The organism is Haloactinopolyspora sp. (assembly GCF_027324685.1).
In the GTDB taxonomy this organism is placed as follows: domain Bacteria; phylum Actinomycetota; class Actinomycetes; order Jiangellales; family Jiangellaceae; genus Haloactinopolyspora.
Genome location: NZ_DAHVSH010000120.1, coordinates 28,387 through 44,669 on the forward strand (window position 1 = coordinate 28,387; position 16,283 = coordinate 44,669).

Consider the following 16,283-nt stretch of genomic DNA (forward strand, 5'->3'; position numbering starts at 1 on the left):
CCGTCCAATCGGGGCATCCGGAAGTCGGGCCAGCACGACGTCCGGGGCAGCTGCGCGGCGTGTGGAGGCGGTCAGGTGAAGACGTCCTCGGTGAGCAACGCTCCAGCCGCGGCCGGGTCACGCAGGATCTCGCCGAGCAGCCAGCGTTTGTCCCACTGACCGCACACCCAGGCCAGCGCGCGGGCGAGTCCGTCGAGCGTGCATGCGTGGATGGTGTCGTCGTCGATCCACCAGGCCAGCGGGACGTCGCCGGCGTACAGGTCGTCGTGCTCGACGTAGCGTTGCGGCGCCTCGGGGACCACAGCACGGGCGGCCGCCGGTACGTCCCGTACGTGGCCACCCGGCGAGAGGTGCACGTCAACGGTCTCGGCGGCGAGGTCGACGTCCAGGAGGTCGGCCAGCTCGGCCGAGCCCGGGAGCGCACCAGGCAGGCCGAGCTGCAGCCAGTACGGCGCGGCGCACACGACGACATCGGCGGCGGGGACCACGCGCGTGCCCACGCCGTCCGGGATCCGGACGAACGACGGCGGGTCCACGGCGGCCGGATCCCGCTCGGCCAGTGCCGCGTACACCTGCCCCAACCGGGCGGCACCGAGGTCGACCGTGTCGTCGGCCAGCCGCTCGAGCAGGACCCCGGCGTCGGCGTCGCCGATGGAGCGCACGATCCCGATGGTGGCAGCGAACGCGTCGTCCACCGGCAGCGCGACCGGATGCAGCAGGGCGCGCACGACAGGGTCAGCGTCGGCGGCGCACACGTACGGCGGGGCGTGCCCGTCTAGCCGCGCGTGCTGCTTCAGCCACCATGCCGCGTACGACGGCACCGCCCGCCGGGAACCGTCACCGGTCAGCACGAACACCGGCTCGACGACGGCGGAACGAGTCTGCGGGTCGGCCGCCAGGGCCGCGAGCACCTGCGGCCACGCGTCAGCGCGTACGAGGTCGAGGTCGCGGACGGCGACGAAGTCGCTGATCACCGGCGGCACGTCAGCGGACGGGACCAGCCGTTGCACCTCCGCGACCCAGCCGTCCTCGTCGTCGAGGTCGTGCCACAGGTCCGCATCCAGCACGACGTCGGCGTCGCGCACCGTGTCGAGGCTCGATCGCACGCCCACGGCGGCCAGCGTGGACGGGCCGAACCGGTCGACGAGCTCGGCGTCGACGGTGTACTCGTCCGGATCGGCGTCGAGCGCGGCGAGGACCGGCGAGCCGGGCAGGAACAGCTCGCGGGCCTGCGCATCGGCACCCGTGGCGTCCCGCAGCGGCAGCTCGGCCAGCCACGGTTCGTCGTCGACGGTCACCCCGGCCTCGGCGACGAGGCCGAGCACGGCGTCGGCGACCGGACCGGCCTCGCCGTCAGCCGCCGCCACCTCGGCCACACCGGCACGTACCAGGGGGTCGCGCAAGACCGACGCCGCCGACGCCGTCGTCGCGCCCAACCGGCGCAGCAGCGGGTGTGCGGCAGCGGGCGCGACCACCCGCAGCGCGAACGGCTCGAGCAGAGCCGGGTCCACGTCTCCGGGCAGCAGCAGCCCCCGTGGCCCGCGCACCGTACGCCCGTCAGCCAGCGGAACCGGCAGCGCACCCAGCGACTCGAGGTCGGCGCCGTCCAAGGCCGTGTACAGCGTGTGCCACTGCTCAGCGTCGAGATCCAGCCGCGTCAGGTCGTCGACGACCTCAGCCAACGGCCGCACCGTCGCGCCCAGCCCGGCGAGCACGTCCGCGTGCAGCCACCCGGTGACCGGTAACCCCGCGACCACCGTGGCCAGGGCCGACGGGTCGGCCGCAGCCGTCAAACCTTCGACCAGCACGGTGTCGCGGGGACGCAGTCGTGCGCCGTCGGGGGCCGGGACGAACGGCGTCGCGCCGAGGGCGTCGCGCACCGCTCGGTGCAGCGCCACGTCCAGGGGCTCGGTGCCGAGCGGTCCGGGGATCAGCTCGAGCACGGCCGGGTCGGTGAACGAGGCCACCAGTGCCGCATACGCGGCAGCGACGCGCTCGGTCAGGAACTCGGTGAGCGGGTCATCGGCCACGCGCCGGCGAGTGGAGTCCAGCGGGAACGAGGCGATCACGAGCGCCGCCAGGTCGGTGCGGTCGTCGGTGGGCGTCGGGGCGTGGATCACCGCCGGCCGGACGACGGGCTGCGGCTTGTCGCCGTCGACGGGCACGGCCACCGTCACCGACCACCCGGGGCGAATGCGCTCCTCGAACGGGCGGGCAGCGAGCACGTCGCCGGCTGCTTCGCCGGACGACGTCGCGAGCCGCCACCGCTGCTCGCCGAGCCGGCGCTCCAACACCGCCGCGTCCCCGTGTTCGTCGAGGACGTCGACCGCGCCGGCGTCCAGCGTGCGGGCGGCTCCGTCGACGTCGACGATCACCTCGGTCAAGGCGGGCAGCGCCAGCAACAGCCCCGCATCGACCTCGCCCAGCAGACGGTGGACCAGACGCACCGCGTCGTCGTCACGAAGCGGCAGGTGTACCGCGGTGTCGTAGCCGTCCGGGACGTCGACGGACTCGGCGGGCACCGCGAACGGCAACCGCAGCACCGGGACCGCCGCGCCGCGTGTCTGCACCTCCGCGGCCAGCGACGCGATGCCTGCGGCCGCCGCGCGTGTCTCGTCCCGTGACCATCGCACCCCACCGGTCCGCGAGAGCACGGCCGGGGCGTCGCTGACGCCCAGGACGGCGGCGAACCCGACGCCGAAGCGGCCCACGGCCGCGCCGGTTCGCTTGGTCGAGGCTCGCAGCGTGGACAGTCCTTCGACCCCGGCGGCATCCAGCGGCGCGCCGGTGTTCGCGGCGATCAGGCTGGAGCCGTGCAGCCGCAGCAACAGCCGAGCAGCCACGCCCGCGCGGGCCGCGGCGTCGGCGGCGTTCTGCGCCAGCTCGATGATCACGCGGTCGCGGTAGGCACCGCGGACCAGCTCCTCCTCGGCGTTGGCGTCCTCGCGGAACCGCGCCGGCGAGGCTGACCAGGCCGCCAGCACCCGCTGCCGCAGCGACGCGGTATCGAAGACGTCCACGCCGCGCAGTTTAGGCGCGCGGCGAATCAGGCATGGTCGAGTTCCATCGGGACGAGCTCGTGGGCCAACGTGTCGACGACCGGTTCGCCGGCGTCGTCGGCCGGAGCCGGCAGCCGGACGTCGCTGTGCCCGCCACAGCCGTGGTCGTGAGCGACGACCTTGCCGTCGAACGGGGTGCGCTCGTTGGTGCACACACCGAACGCCTGGCCGAGCGAGCCGGCGAGGGGCACGGCGAACCCGCAGGTGGCGCACGAGCCGGGCGCAGCCTTGGCGATCTCGGTGTGCGGTCCGCCGTCACCCTCGAACCAGCGGGCCGCGGCGTCGCTGCGGCCTTCGCGCGAGAGCACCCAGACCCGACCGAGTCCGAGTTCGTCGACCACGTCAGCGGTGTCGGCATCGGCGAACCCGGTGTACCCGGGTTCGAGCCGAGGGTCCTCGTCGGTGACGGGCAGCAGGTCGCCCGGGCCGAGGTCGTCCGGGGTGACCCGGTCCTCCCACGGCACCCACGGCGGCGCCAGCACCGCGTCCGAGCCCGGCAGGAGAACGCATTCGTTCACCGTCACCGACCGCGCGCGGGCCGCGCGAACGAGCGTGACCGCCCACCGCCAGCCCACGTATCCCGGCTGCAAGCATTCGAAGTAGTGCGTGACCACGCGTTCGGCCTCGGCGACGTGACCGAGGTGGTCGCCGACGGCGTCGGGCCCGCCGACCTCGACGGCGCCCGCGCGAGCTTCGTCGACTGCGTTGGCGGCGACGGCATCGACCTTGGGTGCCCTGGTGCGGGTGGATGTGCGGCTCACGACGACCGATTCTTTCAAACTCCGTCCATGATCGACACTTGGGCGTAGGGCTGCGTCCCGAAGCGGGGCGCCGCATGCGATTGGATGGTGCCTGTGGCACAGACAGATCCGCCGCCCGGCCAAGACGTCCCCGGTCCGGGCACCGAGGGCGCCGGTGGCGGACGCGCGGAGCGGATGCGTCGCGCCGCCAGCGCGTCGGCTCGTGCTGCGCGCACCGCGGCGTCGGGCACCTCCCGTGCTGCCAAGGCGAGCGCGGAGCGCCTGCATCGTGCCGCGGAGGCCAAGGGTGCCGACCAGACGGGCCTGTCGCGGCTGATCGAGCTCAACGCCGCCAGCGCGTTCGCCGACGCACTGGTGACGGTGGCGCTGGCGGGCACGTTGTTCTTCTCCGTTCCCACCGCCGAGGCGCGGGGCAACGTCGCGCTGTACCTGGCGCTGACCATGGCGCCGTTCGCAGTGGTGGCGCCGGTCATCGGCCCGTTCCTGGACCGGTTCGCCCATGGGCGGCGATGGGCCATCGGCTTGACCGCCGCGATTCGGGGCTTCCTGGCCTGGGTGGCCGCCGACGCCGTCCTCGACGGCGGGGTGTGGCTGTATCCGGCGGCGCTGGGTGTGCTGGTGGGGCAGAAGGCATACGCGGTCACCAGGGCTGCCGCCGTCCCCCGGGTCCTGCCGGAGGGGTGGACGCTGGTCAGCGCGAACTCGCGCCTGCAGCTGGCCGCGACGTTGGGCACGGCGCTGGGCGCCCCGATCGGCATCGGCCTGGCCCAGATCGGCGACGACTGGCCGCTGCGCGCGGCGTTCTTCGCCTACTGCGGCACGACCGTTCTGGCCATCCTGCTGTCCAAGCGAGTCGACTCCGCCGCAGGTGAGGCGCCGGCGTCCATACGCGACGGCGCCAAGGGCCGGTTCCGCGTCGGCGCGGCCGTGGTGCGAGCGTTGCGCGCGAACGCTGCGCTGCGCTGGTTCTCCGGCTTCATGACGATGTTTCTGGCGTTCGTCCTGCGAGAAGAGCCGGTCGCGGGGCTGTCCGGCCTGGTGCTGTTGGGCATCGTGGCGGCCTCGGCGTGGCTGGGGAGCACGGCCGGCTCGTCAGTCGGCGCGCTGGTGCGCTCGCGCAGCCCGGATCGCACCGTGCTCGTGCTGATCGTTCTCACCGTCGTCTGCTCGGTCGTGGCGGCGGTGTTCTGGAACCTGCTGACGGTGGTGTTGGTGGGACTGGCGGCCGGGTTCGCCCAGCAGCTCGGCCGGCTGTCGCTCGACGCGATCGTGCAACGCGACGTCCCCGAGCAGAACCGCTCCAACGCGTTCGCGCGTTCGGAGACGCTGCTTCAGCTGGGCTGGGTGGTCGGTGGCGGCATCGGCATCGTGCTGCCCCTGATCCCGTGGCTGGGCATGGTCGTCGCCGCGGTGATCATGGCCGGTGGACTCGCCGCGGCGCTGCGCATGCGCCCCGATCCGGCTGCCCCACCCCCGACCCAGTCGGCCAAATGATCATGATCATTTCGACGGCGGTGGCGGTCAGACCTCGAGGTCGTCGGCGACGGCGCGCAACACGCTGGCGACCTTGCGCGCGGCCTTCGGATCCGGGTGACGGCCGCGGCGGTACGTGTTCGACAAGCCGTCGAGCAGCTTGATGAGGTCTTCGGTGATCGTGACCATCTCGTCGGGCTTCTTCCGCGTCGCCGCCGACACCGACGGCAGCGGATCGAGGACCCGTACTGACAAGGCCTGTTCGCCGCGTCGGCCTTCGGCCACGCCGAACTCCACGCGCTGCCCGGGTTTCAGTGCGGTCACACCAGCAGGAAGGGCGGAACTGTGGACGAACACGTCGCCCCCTTCGTCCTTGGAGAGGAAACCGAAGCCCTTCTCCGCATCGAAAAACTTGACCTTGCCCGTTGGCACGGCAGACCCTCGTTCGTCGTCGGTGTAATCGGACTGTCCCCGCAGGCTTGGGGACGTCACAAGCCTACGGCTGATCGTGGGCCCGCGACATCCCCGGCCGTCCTCAGGTGGGCGTCCCCACGAAATCGGCCAGCCAGTACGGGAAGTCGAGCAGATCGGAGAAGACGACGTCGGCGCCGGCCTCGCGCAGCGCCACTGAATCGTGCGGTCCGGTGGTCACACCCATCGCGTACGCCCCGGCCCACCTCGCACCGATCATGTCGCCGGGATGATCGCCCACGAACACGTCGGCGCCCAACTCACGCAGCACCGCGCCCTTGGTCTCGGCGAACCGCTCGCCGTAGACGTCGTCGGCGGCCAGTCCGACGTGGTCGAGCACCTCGCGCACCGCGGACTCGATCTTCGCGCTCACGACGACGACGCGGCCGCGGAAGTCGTGGATGGCTTCGACGGCTTCCTTCGCCCCTGGGAGAAGTTTCGTCGCCGGGACGCCGATGGAGGGGTAGAGGGCGCGGTACAGCCCCTTCAATTCTTCGACGCGCGTTTCGTCCACGAAATGGCGCAGCGTGTCTTCCAGTGGCAGCCCCAGCAACGGCTCGAGCCGCTCGGGGTCGACCTCGACGCCGATACGACGCCCGGCCTCGGCAAGTGAGGCGGTGATGCCGTCAGCGGAGTCCACGAGTGTCAGGTCGAGATCGAATCCGATGACTAGGCCCACGACTGTCACCATACGCGGCTGAAAGTGACAATCGTGTAACCGAGATCACCCCGCGCCCAACGCGAGAAATGCCCACGCGGTCGCGATCGCCACCGGGGTACTCGCCTTCTGCCGAGCCGACAGCAGTGCGGCGCTCATGTCGTCGCCCGCTCGCAGGCGCTCGTGCACGACGAGGCTGACCTCGACACTTCCGGCGTCGCTGACTGGAACGACGGTGGCCAGCAACCCGGCCGTGCCCAACGCCGACAGCGACGTCGTCAGGCCGAGGAGCTCGTCGGCACCAGTCGGTGAGCCGACGCCGGACTCGCAGGCGGTCAGCACCATCCGGAACGGCGGCGACGTGAGCCGTTCGAAGTCGTAGACGGTCAGCGGCCCGTCGGCGAGCTCCAGCGCAGAGAACATCGGATTGTCGCCGCGGTACCGGCAGTGCGCGCCGACGTGCGCCAGCCACGAGCCGTCCATCGCGTGCAAAGCCTCGTCGGCGACCGCGTCCGCGCCGGTCAGCAGCGTCGCGTCCGGGTACGTCCCGGCCAGCACGTCCACCTCGGCGGCCGTCGTGGACAATCCGCTACCGGCGATCAACGCGACCCGTCGACGCGACGGCGGCGTACGGCAGCGCGCCCGGATCCAGGCCGACGCCGACGGCGCCACGGAGACGTCTCGATCACGCAGGGCTGGAAGTGCCCCCCACGGAACGGCCTGCAGCGTCGACGGAGGCACCACGACGACGGGACCGCTGCCGAGTTCGTCCACCGCCGGGCCGAGCAGCGTCGCCTGCAACCGGGCCAGCCCCGGCTCGGCGGCGCGCAGCAGCGCCTCGGCGACGTCGGCACCAGCCAGCGCCGCGCCGCGGAGCGCGAAGCGCGCGTACTCGATCTCGCTGCGGATATCGGCCACGGAACCGGCGACGACGTGTTTCACCCGCCCGCGCCGGACGATCACGACGTGGAACCGCTCGCCCTTGATGCCGACGATGCTGACCATGGTGCGTTCGCTACCGAGCTGGTCGAACAGCGCCGGCAGCTCGAAGCGGACCCGGCGCCGGCTGGTGTCACCGTAGCGGCCGTGCACGTGCCGGCGGATGCGCTCCTCGATGCGTCGGCGTTCGGCCTCCGCCGCCGCGCTGGCCCCGGCGGTCAGGACGTTCTCGGCTGCGCGCAGCCGCCCGAGCTCGGCGACCAAGACGGGATCGTGCCCGGCCGCCGGCCACGGCAGCGCGTGCAGGCTGGCTCGCCACCGCTCGGTCCAGCGCAGCAGGTCACGAGCGGTCCCGTCGGCGGCGACGCGGCGGGTCGCCAGAATCGCGAGATCGGTGCCGTGCACGGTCGCGCGGGCGCGCAGCTCGGTCGCGCCCAGTGACAGCGCATGTGTGTCCAGCACGTCGAGGCCTCTGGCACAGGCGCGCAGCATGCCCGCGCGGTCCCCGTCGGCTTGGGCGAGCAGGGCGCGGGCGTACCACGCGGTAGCCCGGCGCAGGGCGGAGCCGCGGTGGCGCTGCTCCGCGGCTTCACGCAGGTTCTGGGCCGCGAGCTCGGGCAAGCCGGTCGCCAACGCCATCCGCCCAGCCAGCACCAGTGAGTCGAGGCGCTCGGATGAGTACCGGTCGGTCATCTCCGCGGCCAGTTCGGCCGCAGCTCTGGCGTGCCGCTTGGTGACGGCCCCGGTCGCGTCCTGGGCGCGAAGCAAGACCACGCGGGCGTGCCGCTCGACGTCGACGTGGCCCTGCCGCTTGCTGGACCGCGCGGCTTTGCGGGCAAGGTCGACGGCGCGCTCCGGATGGCCCGCGGCGAGGTGAACCATGGCCGCGGCGATGAACCCGTCCGCCCGGCGGAGCGCGGCGTCGCGCGCGTCCTGCAGCATCGCGACCATCTCGTCGGCTGACTTCGCCGCGTCGTCGGGCAACCCGGCAGCGAGCTGGACGACGGCGAGGTCGCGCACCACCTCCGGTGGCACGACGCCGAGTGCGTCGTAGCGACGGCGAGCCTCGTACAGCAAGTCCAGCGCTGTCGCCAGGTCCCCCAAGCGGTGGGCACAATCGGCCCGCGCGTGGAGGGTGACCGTTGCACTGAAGTGACCTTCGTTTCCGCTCGCCAGCCGCTCGACGAGGACGAACTGCTCGGCTGCATCGTGGAATCGCCCAATCCCCATGAGTGCCACGCCTGCGTTGTGCCGAGCATTGGCCTCCCACTTGGTGTCACGTCCCTTGGCAAGAATGCGTGCGGCGTGAATGCAGTCCTCATAACCGCCGACGTGATCATCGATGTGCACCTTCGCACCGCCTCGGCGGACAAGAACGCGCGCTTTCTCCAGCTCGGAACCTGCTTCCAGAGCCTCGGCGAAGGCTGCGGCCATTGCTGTGCGTCTTCCCGCCATGGCTAGCGCCGTGCCCAGGCTGGCGGCAAGGTCACTTGCCCGGCTCGGCAGAACGGCAGACTTGCTCAGAGCCATGCCCTGACGAAACATGCGAATGGCACCACCGACGTTCCCTGAATCACGTTCGACGATGCCTAGAGCCTGAAAAGCATATGTGCGCTCGAGAGCAGAGCGACGTTGCATCAGCACGGTGCGCGCGTGCCGGCGCGCATCATCGGGACGTTCCATCGCCAAGTTAGGCAGTCTCGCCGCCGACACGAATCCGTCCGGCTTTCCGTTCGCCACTCGATGATGCTAGACATTGGTCCGGATTTGCCGCGATCGAACAGGGGGAAGACATGCCGGACGGGCCCGCGGGACCTCATGTGACCGAGCTTGCGAGTGAAGTCGAGCGCCTACGGCGCAACGCTGAAGCGCGTAGTCAAGGGCGAAACTTTCCGCTGGCGGCGCGATGGGACCCTACCGGCACAGTGGTCCAGTACCTTTACCGCAGCAACCAACTCATCTGCGATGAGCGTGACCTGCCGGCGACGCTCGAGGCGTTCGACCTTGCCGAGGTGGCTCGGCCAGAAGAAATCTCCGACGGGCCGATCGGGCTCAAAGTACTTGACGTCGGAGACCGGGACGCCGCCGACATCGCCGACGCGCTCGCGGACATAGCTGGCGACGACATCGTCACGCCAAACCACATCCTTGACTCTCAAGGTTATACGCGGCTGTGTCCAGCGACAGAGCCGCTGCCTCACCCGGGCCAGGTTCCTGAGTTGGCCGAGCCCCACGGCCCTGGGCATGCGCGCCTCGCGGTGATCGACACGGGATATTCGCGTGAGGTTGCACGAGATTCCGCCTACGGCCGGCTCCTCGCGGTTGAAGCATTGTCCGAACCCGACGACGAGGTCTTCGACGGAGACGGGCGAGTCATGCCGTACGGAGGGCACGGCACCGCGACGACCGCCGTACTCCTGTCGGTGTCCGGCGCAGATTCCACGACGGTCCATGTGCGCGACTGCCTGGTGGGTGGCGCTGTCGACGAGTTGAGCATCGTCGACGATCTCGCCACTGTCATACGCAACGGGGTTGACGTCGTGAGTGTTCAGGCTGGCCTGTTCACCCGGGCCGGTCGAGCTCCGAAGGCGTTCGAGGCGTTTCGCCGCAAGGTCCTACGCGAACACCCGGAAGTCGTGATCGTCGCTGCCGCAGGGAATCAGGGAACGGGCCGCCCGTTCTGGCCCGCCGCGTACGAGTGGACTACGGCAGTCGGCGCGCTGACCGACGGAGGAGGATCCCGGACGGGATGGACGAACGTCGGGCACTGGGTGGACGTCTATGCATCTGGCGAGAACGTCGTGGTCCCGTTTCCGAACGGGACATATGAGTACCTCGACGGCTCCTCGGCGGAATTCACTGGCGGGCACGCCCTGTGGTCGGGAACGTCGTTTGCCGCTCCGGTGGTGGCCGGCATGATTGCCCGCCGGATGATCGAACGCGGTGTCGACGCCCCCACGGCGCGCGACATCGTCCTTCGCGAGGCGGCCGTCGCGGCGTTGCCGACAACCGGTCCGCGGATCGTCGTCTGATCTCACGGCACCGGCTGGCCCCGTTGGCTCCGTGAACGACGGAAGGTATGGTCCGGCTTGTGACGGTCGAACGACGCAAACCTCTCGAGGTACCCGTAGATCCAGACATCACCGACGAGCTGCGGGCAGCTGACAGCGAGGCCCGCGAAGAGGCCGCCGAACGCAGCGCTGAGCTGCTGGAGCGCCTGCGCAAGCTCTGAGCACGGTTCGCCTCGCGCCACGCACACGCCGTACCGTGGAGCCGATGACCGGGAGCGACATGCCGGTGCGCAGTCTCGCCGACGACCTGCGCGCCAGGGCTGACGACGAGCTGGCGGCGCTGCTGCGCGCCCGGCCCGATCTGCTCGTCCCGGTCCCGGTCGACGTCACCCAACTCGCCACCCGCGCCACGACCCGAGCCTCGGCGACCCGAGCGCTCGACCGCCTCGACCGGTTCACCCTGCAGGTCGTCGACGCGTTGCTGGTCACGCCTGCCCCCGTTGATCAGGCCGCGGTGGAACGCGCTCTCGGTGTCACCGGTGCTCCGATCGCCGAAGCCCTGGCGGCCTTGCGCACACAGGCCCTGCTCTGGGGGGCCGACGACGACCTCAAGGTTCCGCGGGTGGTCCACGAAGTCGTCGGGGCGCATCCCGCGGGGCTGGGGCCGCCGGCGCGCCAGGCGTTGCTGGCGCTGTCACCGAACCGGATCGTCACGATCATGCGCGGGCTGGGCCTGGAACCCAACGGCGACCACGCCGCCAACGCCGACGACCTGGCCAAGCACCTGGCCGACGGGGACGCCCTCGACGCCCTGGTGGCCACCTTGACCGACGACGCGCGCGCCGCGTTGCAGTCGCTGGTCCCCGGCCCGCCCACGGGACGCATCGACAGCGCCCTGCGCGATGTCACCCGGTCCGAGGCTCGTACCGCCATCGATCTACTGCTCGCGACCGGCCTGCTGGTGCCCGTCGACGACTCCACGGTGGTGTTGCCGCGTGAGGTCGCGCTGCACCTGCGGGCCGGCAGGGTCCATGTCGACGTCACGCCCCACGCTCCCAGCCCGTCGATCACCGAACGCTCGCCCGGCACCGTTGACCGTACGGCCGGCGCCGGTGCGTTGGACATCCTGCGCAAGATCGAGATCCTGCTCGACGCCTGGGCCACCGACCCGCCCGCGGTGCTGCGTACCGGCGGCCTCGGCGTCCGTGACCTGCGCAAACTGCCAGAGCTGCTCGACACCGACGAAACCGGGGCCGGCCTCGTCGCCGAGTTGGCCTACATCTCCGGGCTGGTGGCTCCCGGCGGCGCGGCCGACGACGTGTGGCTGCCCACCACCCGGTTCGACACCTGGCGCCAGGAGGACCCGGCGTCGCGGTGGGCCCAGTTGGCCCGGACATGGCTGGACACCAGCCGGGTGGCGGGACTGATCGGCAGCCGGGACGAACGCGATCGGCCGGTGCCGCCGTTGGGCCGGGATCTGGATCGTCCGATCGCGCCGGAACTGCGTCGCCTGGTGCTGGAGGAGCTCGCTGCGCTGCCAGCGGGCTCGGCTCCCGACCTCAGCGGTGTGCTGACGACGATCCGGTGGCGTCGCCCGCGGCGTGGTGGACGGCTGCGCGACGAGATGGCCCGCTGGTTCCTCCGCGAGGCCGAGACGCTCGGCATCACCGGCATGGGCGCGTTGGCGTCGTTCGTGCGTCCCCTCCTCGAACGGCACGACGACAAGGCCGTCGCCGCGGCCGCCGACGCCGTCCGGTCCAGCTTGCCCGAACCACTGGACCACGTGCTGCTGCAGGCCGACCTCACCGCCGTGGCGCCGGGGCCGCTGCGACCCGACCTCGAACGCGAACTGGCGCTGCTCTCCGACGTGGAGAGTCGTGGCGGTGCGTCGGTGCACCGGTTCACCGCCGCATCGCTGCGCCGCGCTCTCGACGAGGGGTACTCCGCCGCCGACGTGCACCGATTCCTCGCGACGATCTCGCGAACGCCGGTACCACAGCCGTTGACCTACCTCGTCGACGACGTCGCCCGGCGGCACGGGCACCTGCGGGTCGGTGTCGCGTCGTCGTTCGTACGCTGTGACGACGAAACCGTGCTCGCTGAGATCATGGCCGATCCCAGCGCGGCCGCCCTGGGTGTTCGCCGGTTGGCGCCGACGGTCCTGGCGTCGTCGTTGAGCGCGAACCTGCTGCTCGAACGGTTGCGCCGGATGGGGTACAGCCCGGTGTCCGAAGCGGCCGACGGGACCATCGTGGTCGGCCGGGCCGAACTGCGGCGCGCTGCGGCCCAGCCTGCGCCCCAGCCATTGGTCACCGAGCGCGCCGTTCCCGAGGAAACGTTGCTCGGCGCCGCGGTGCGGGCCCTACGCGCCGGCGAGCGATCCCGCCACGAACGCCCGCCCGACGCCGCCCCGGCCAGGCTGACCAGCAACGGCGCCGGGCAGACGCTGGCTGAGTTGCGTGAGGCGCTCGCGGTTGGTGCCACGGTCTGGATCGGTTACGTGGACCACCACGGCGCGACGACCGAGCGGCTGGTCGATCCGGCTCGCCTCGAGGGCGGGTGGCTTTCGGCGTTCGATCATCGCAGCGGCGAGGTCCGCTCGTTCGCGGTCCATCGCATCAGCGGTATCGCGCCGGTCGACGCCAGATGACGCCTTCGTGCACATGATCATCTCGGGGTCGATCGAGCTGATGCGTAGAGGGCGTCGATCTCGGCGGCGCAGGCTTCGAGAACATGTGCGCGGCGCAACTTCAGCGACGGCGTCAGCAGGCCGTTGTCCTCGGTGAAATCGTCGTCGACGATGGCGAACGCACGGATCGATTCCGCCCGCGACACTGTCGCATTGACCTCGTCGACGGCGTCCTGGAGCGTGCGACGCAGCCCGTCGTCCGACGGGTCGTCGGTATGCGCGCGCCAGTGCTCCACAGCTTCGGTGTCGAGGGTGATCAGCGCGGCGACGAACGGACGGTCGTCGCCGACGAGCATGCACTGGCTGATCAGCGGATGTCCGCGCAGCTGATCTTCCATCGGGCCCGGCGAGACGTTCTTGCCGGTGCTCGTGACCAGGATCTCCTTGGACCGCCCGGTGACGGTCAGGTACCCGTCGGCGTCCAGGACGCCCAGGTCGCCGGTGCTGAACCAGCCGTCGTCGTCGATTCCCTCCCCCGACTCGTGGTAGCCGGAGAACACTTGCGGGCCGCGGACCTGCACTTCGCCGTTGCCGGCCACCCGAACCTCGGCTCCGGGAACCGGGCGCCCGACGGTGTCGGGACGGGGCCGCGTGGGCGGGTTGATCGTGATGGCGGCGCAGGTCTCGGTCAGCCCGTAGCCCTGCACGATCACCACCCCGGCACCGGCGAAGAAGTGCGTCAGACGCGGCGACAGCGCCGAGCCGCCGCTGATCGCGTACCGCACCCGCCCGCCCAGCGCGGCGCGGATACGCCGGTAGACCAGGAGGTCGTAGAGCCGGTGCGCGAGGCGTAGCCCGAGCAGCCCCCACGGCGAGATGGACGAGCGCGGATCGACCTCGAGCGCCAGGCGCCCATAGCGTTCGGCCACCCGCTCGGCTCGCCCGAACGCCCCGGCCTTGCCCATCTCGGTGGCCTGTTGCCGCGCCACGTCACGGATCTTCTCGAACACGTAAGGGATGCCGACCAGGAACGTCGGTTCGAACGAGGCGAGGTCGGGGCGCAGCTCGTCCGGCGCGACCGACGGCGCGTGCCCCAGGACCACGCGTTCACGCAGGCACGCCAGTTGAACGACCCGACCGAGCACGTGCGCCAACGGCAGGAACAAGATGGTGGACGGCTCCTGACCGGTCGCGGCGCGAAACGGCGGCAGCAGCAGGGCCGTGATGCTGTCGACCTCGGCCAGCAGGCTGGCATGGGTGAGCACGCAGCCCTTGGGCCGCCCGGTGGTGCCCGACGTGTAGATGACGGTGGCCACGGCTTGCGGCGAGATCGCCGCCCGGCGTTGCTCGACGACCGACGGCTCCACGTCGGCACCACCGCGGCGCACGTCCTCCACGGCGCCCTCGTCGATACAGGCCACCGGCACCGACACGCCGGTGGTGCCGAGCATGTCGACCTGCTCGCGCGTCTCCACCACGCAGAACATCGCGCCGCTGTCGGTGAGGATCCATCGAGCCTGCTCGGCCGACGAGGTCGGGTAGATCGGCACGACCACGCCGCCGGCCGCCCACGTCGCCAGGTCGACGAGCATCCATTCGTAGGTGGTGCGGGCCATCAGCGCCACTCGGCCGCCGGGTTCCAGGCCCTGCGCGATCAGCCCGCCGGCCAGCGCGGAAACGTCGTCGGCGAGCTGTCGTGCCGTGACGTCGCGCCAGGTGCCGCCGGTCTTGCGCCGGACGACGACGGTGTCGGGCGCCTCGGCGGCGTTGGTGAACGCGATGTCGGCGAGGCTGCCGAGCGCGTCGGGGCGGCCGAGTGGGCGGGTGAAGACGGTGCGATCGGTCGGGGCCGTCCCGGTGACTTCGACGACGGGCTCGGCGACGAGGCGGCGGACCCGGGCGAGTTCGTTCAGCATGGGGCCTCCAGTAGCGCGACGACGCCCTGCCCTCCGGCCGCGCAGATCGATATGAGACCGCGGGTCGGCCGTCCGATCTCACCGGCCCGGGTCGACAGCAGCGTGGCCAGCGTCGCCACGATGCGCGCGCCGGTGGCGGCGAACGGATGTCCGGTGGCCAGTGACGATCCGGCGACGTTGAGCCGCTCCGGCGGGACCGTCCCGAACGCGTCCGGCAGCCCGAGGCGTTGCTTGCAGAACGCTGGGTCGGACCACGCGTCGAGGGTGGCCAACACCTGGGCGGCGAAGGCCTCGTGGATCTCGACGAGGTCGATGTCGTCGAGGGTCAGTCCGGCCCGTCGCAGCAGCTCGGGCACGGCGTACACCGGCGCCATGAGCAACCCGTCGGCGCCGGAGACGAAGTCGACGGCAGCCGTTCGCACGTCCACCAGGTAGGCCAGCACATCGTGCCCACGCTCACGGGCCCACTCCTGCGACGACAGCAGGACCGTCGCGGCACCATCGGTCAGCGCGGTCGAGTTGCCCGCCGTCATCGTGGCCGTGCCCGGTTCGCCGAAGACGGTGCGCAGCTGGGCCAGGCGTTCGGGGGTGGAGTCCGCCCGGAGCACGTCGTCGCGGGTGAGGCCCAGATACGGGGTCATGAGGTCGTCGAACAGCCCTTCGTCGTAGGCCTGGGCCAGACGTCGATGGCTTCGGGCGGCCAGCTCGTCCTGCGCTGCCCGGCCGACCCGGTGCTCGAGCGCGGTCCGAGCGGCATGATCACCCATCGACAGGCCGGTGCGCGGTTCGGCGTTGCGTGGCGCTTCCGGCAACAGGTGTCGGGGCCTGGCCCGGGCCAGCGCCCGTAGCGTCCCGGTGACGCCGCGCGCCCGGCGGGCCGCGAGCAGGTGGCGGCGCAGGTCGTCGTGGACGGCCAAAGGGGCATCGCTGGCGCTGTCGGCACCACCGGCGATACCGGCGTCGATCTGTCCCAGCGCGATCTTGTTGCCGACGGCGGCCACGGCTTCCAGGCTCGTCCCGCAGGCTCGCTGCAGGTCGTAGGCGGGGGTGCGAGGGTCGAGCCGGCTGCCGAGGACGACTTCACGGGTCAGATTGAAATCGCGGGCGTGCTTGAGGACGGCGCCGGCGACGACCTCGCCGAGCAGGTCACCGTCCAGACCGAACCGGGTGATCAGCCCGTCCAGCGCCGCGGCGAGCAGGTCGCTGGTGGAAGCCTGCGCATAAGCACCGTCGGCGCGCGCGAACGGGATGCGGTTGCCGCCCAGGATCGCCACAGGACGCGGAGTCTGGATCATCAGCGCTCCTTCCACCATCGCCGCTCCGGCGTCGGTTCGAGCGGAGTCTACTAGGCAGTAGACTTACTGAC

General features: G+C 71.4%; 13 protein-coding genes. 5 read left to right on the forward strand and 8 right to left on the reverse strand.

Features of this window, described 5'->3' with window-relative positions; genetic code table 11:
• Nucleotides 1-71: 71 nt before the first annotated feature.
• A complete protein-coding gene (locus M6444_RS13635) occupies nucleotides 72-3,020 on the reverse strand; it encodes a hypothetical protein (protein WP_298328269.1) in 2,949 nt (982 codons plus the stop codon).
• Nucleotides 3,021-3,046: 26 nt separating this feature from the next.
• Nucleotides 3,047-3,820: a DUF3027 domain-containing protein gene (locus M6444_RS13640; protein WP_298328272.1), complete on the reverse strand. Its 774-nt coding sequence runs from the start codon at nucleotides 3,818-3,820 to the stop codon at nucleotides 3,047-3,049.
• 93 nt (nucleotides 3,821-3,913) lie between these two features.
• On the opposite strand from M6444_RS13640, the gene M6444_RS13645 reads away from it, so the two are divergent.
• Nucleotides 3,914-5,314 (forward strand): MFS transporter, encoded by a 1,401-nt coding sequence (locus M6444_RS13645; protein WP_298328275.1) that lies wholly within the window; start codon nucleotides 3,914-3,916, stop codon nucleotides 5,312-5,314.
• Between the two features lie 27 nt (nucleotides 5,315-5,341).
• Here the strand turns inward: M6444_RS13645 and M6444_RS23015 are convergent, their stop codons facing one another.
• The 3 genes from M6444_RS23015 to M6444_RS13660 all read right to left on the reverse strand — a co-directional run bounded on the left by M6444_RS23015 (nucleotide 5,342) and on the right by M6444_RS13660 (nucleotide 8,465).
• Nucleotides 5,342-5,725, reverse strand: coding sequence for a cold shock domain-containing protein (locus M6444_RS23015; protein WP_363326367.1), 384 nt, complete (start codon nucleotides 5,723-5,725; stop codon nucleotides 5,342-5,344).
• Between the two features lie 103 nt (nucleotides 5,726-5,828).
• On the reverse strand, nucleotides 5,829-6,443 hold the full coding sequence (locus M6444_RS13655) for an HAD family hydrolase (protein WP_298328278.1): 615 nt from the start codon (nucleotides 6,441-6,443) through the stop codon (nucleotides 5,829-5,831).
• 45 nt (nucleotides 6,444-6,488) lie between these two features.
• Nucleotides 6,489-8,465, reverse strand: a complete 1,977-nt coding sequence (locus tag M6444_RS13660; protein ID WP_298328281.1) for a CHAT domain-containing protein — start codon at nucleotides 8,463-8,465, stop codon at nucleotides 6,489-6,491.
• Nucleotides 8,466-8,513: 48 nt separating this feature from the next.
• Between M6444_RS13660 and M6444_RS13665 the strand changes: the two genes are divergently transcribed.
• Nucleotides 8,514-8,822, forward strand: coding sequence for a hypothetical protein (locus M6444_RS13665; protein ID WP_298328285.1), 309 nt, complete (start codon nucleotides 8,514-8,516; stop codon nucleotides 8,820-8,822).
• 389 nt (nucleotides 8,823-9,211) lie between these two features.
• On the opposite strand, the gene M6444_RS13670 is transcribed toward M6444_RS13665, so the two are convergent.
• Entirely contained in the window at nucleotides 9,212-9,520 is a 309-nt protein-coding gene (locus M6444_RS13670) for a hypothetical protein (RefSeq protein WP_298328288.1), read from the reverse strand.
• A gap of 99 nt (nucleotides 9,521-9,619) precedes the next feature.
• On the opposite strand from M6444_RS13670, the gene M6444_RS13675 reads away from it, so the two are divergent.
• The 3 genes from M6444_RS13675 to M6444_RS13685 are packed head-to-tail and all read left to right on the forward strand — an operon-like array spanning nucleotide 9,620 to nucleotide 13,022.
• Entirely contained in the window at nucleotides 9,620-10,393 is a 774-nt protein-coding gene (locus tag M6444_RS13675; protein ID WP_363326370.1) for a S8/S53 family peptidase, read from the forward strand.
• A 59-nt stretch (nucleotides 10,394-10,452) separates the two neighbouring features.
• Nucleotides 10,453-10,593 (forward strand): hypothetical protein, encoded by a 141-nt coding sequence (locus M6444_RS13680; RefSeq protein WP_298328292.1) that lies wholly within the window; start codon nucleotides 10,453-10,455, stop codon nucleotides 10,591-10,593.
• 44 nt (nucleotides 10,594-10,637) lie between these two features.
• Entirely contained in the window at nucleotides 10,638-13,022 is a 2,385-nt protein-coding gene (locus M6444_RS13685; RefSeq protein WP_298328294.1) for a helicase C-terminal domain-containing protein, read from the forward strand.
• 17 nt (nucleotides 13,023-13,039) lie between these two features.
• Here M6444_RS13685 and M6444_RS13690 read toward each other — a convergent pair whose 3' ends face one another.
• Together M6444_RS13690 and M6444_RS13695 are read right to left on the reverse strand one after the other, a co-directional pair.
• Nucleotides 13,040-14,917, reverse strand: coding sequence for a long-chain fatty acid--CoA ligase (locus tag M6444_RS13690; RefSeq protein WP_298328296.1), 1,878 nt, complete (start codon nucleotides 14,915-14,917; stop codon nucleotides 13,040-13,042).
• Entirely contained in the window at nucleotides 14,911-16,212 is a 1,302-nt protein-coding gene (locus M6444_RS13695; RefSeq protein ID WP_298328299.1) for an acetyl-CoA C-acetyltransferase, read from the reverse strand. Before M6444_RS13695 ends, M6444_RS13690 begins: the two co-directional genes overlap by 7 nt.
• Nucleotides 16,213-16,283 lie beyond the last annotated feature (71 nt).

What these genes read in the sequence shown, in the direction of transcription:
- M6444_RS13685 (WP_298328294.1), top strand. Translation starts at nt 10,638, where the DNA reads ATGACCGGGAGCGACATGCCGGTGCGCAGTCTCGCCGACGACCTGCGC.
- M6444_RS13690 (WP_298328296.1), bottom strand. Translation starts at nt 14,917, where the DNA reads ATGCTGAACGAACTCGCCCGGGTCCGCCGCCTCGTCGCCGAGCCCGTC.
- M6444_RS13695 (WP_298328299.1), bottom strand. Translation starts at nt 16,212, where the DNA reads ATGATCCAGACTCCGCGTCCTGTGGCGATCCTGGGCGGCAACCGCATC.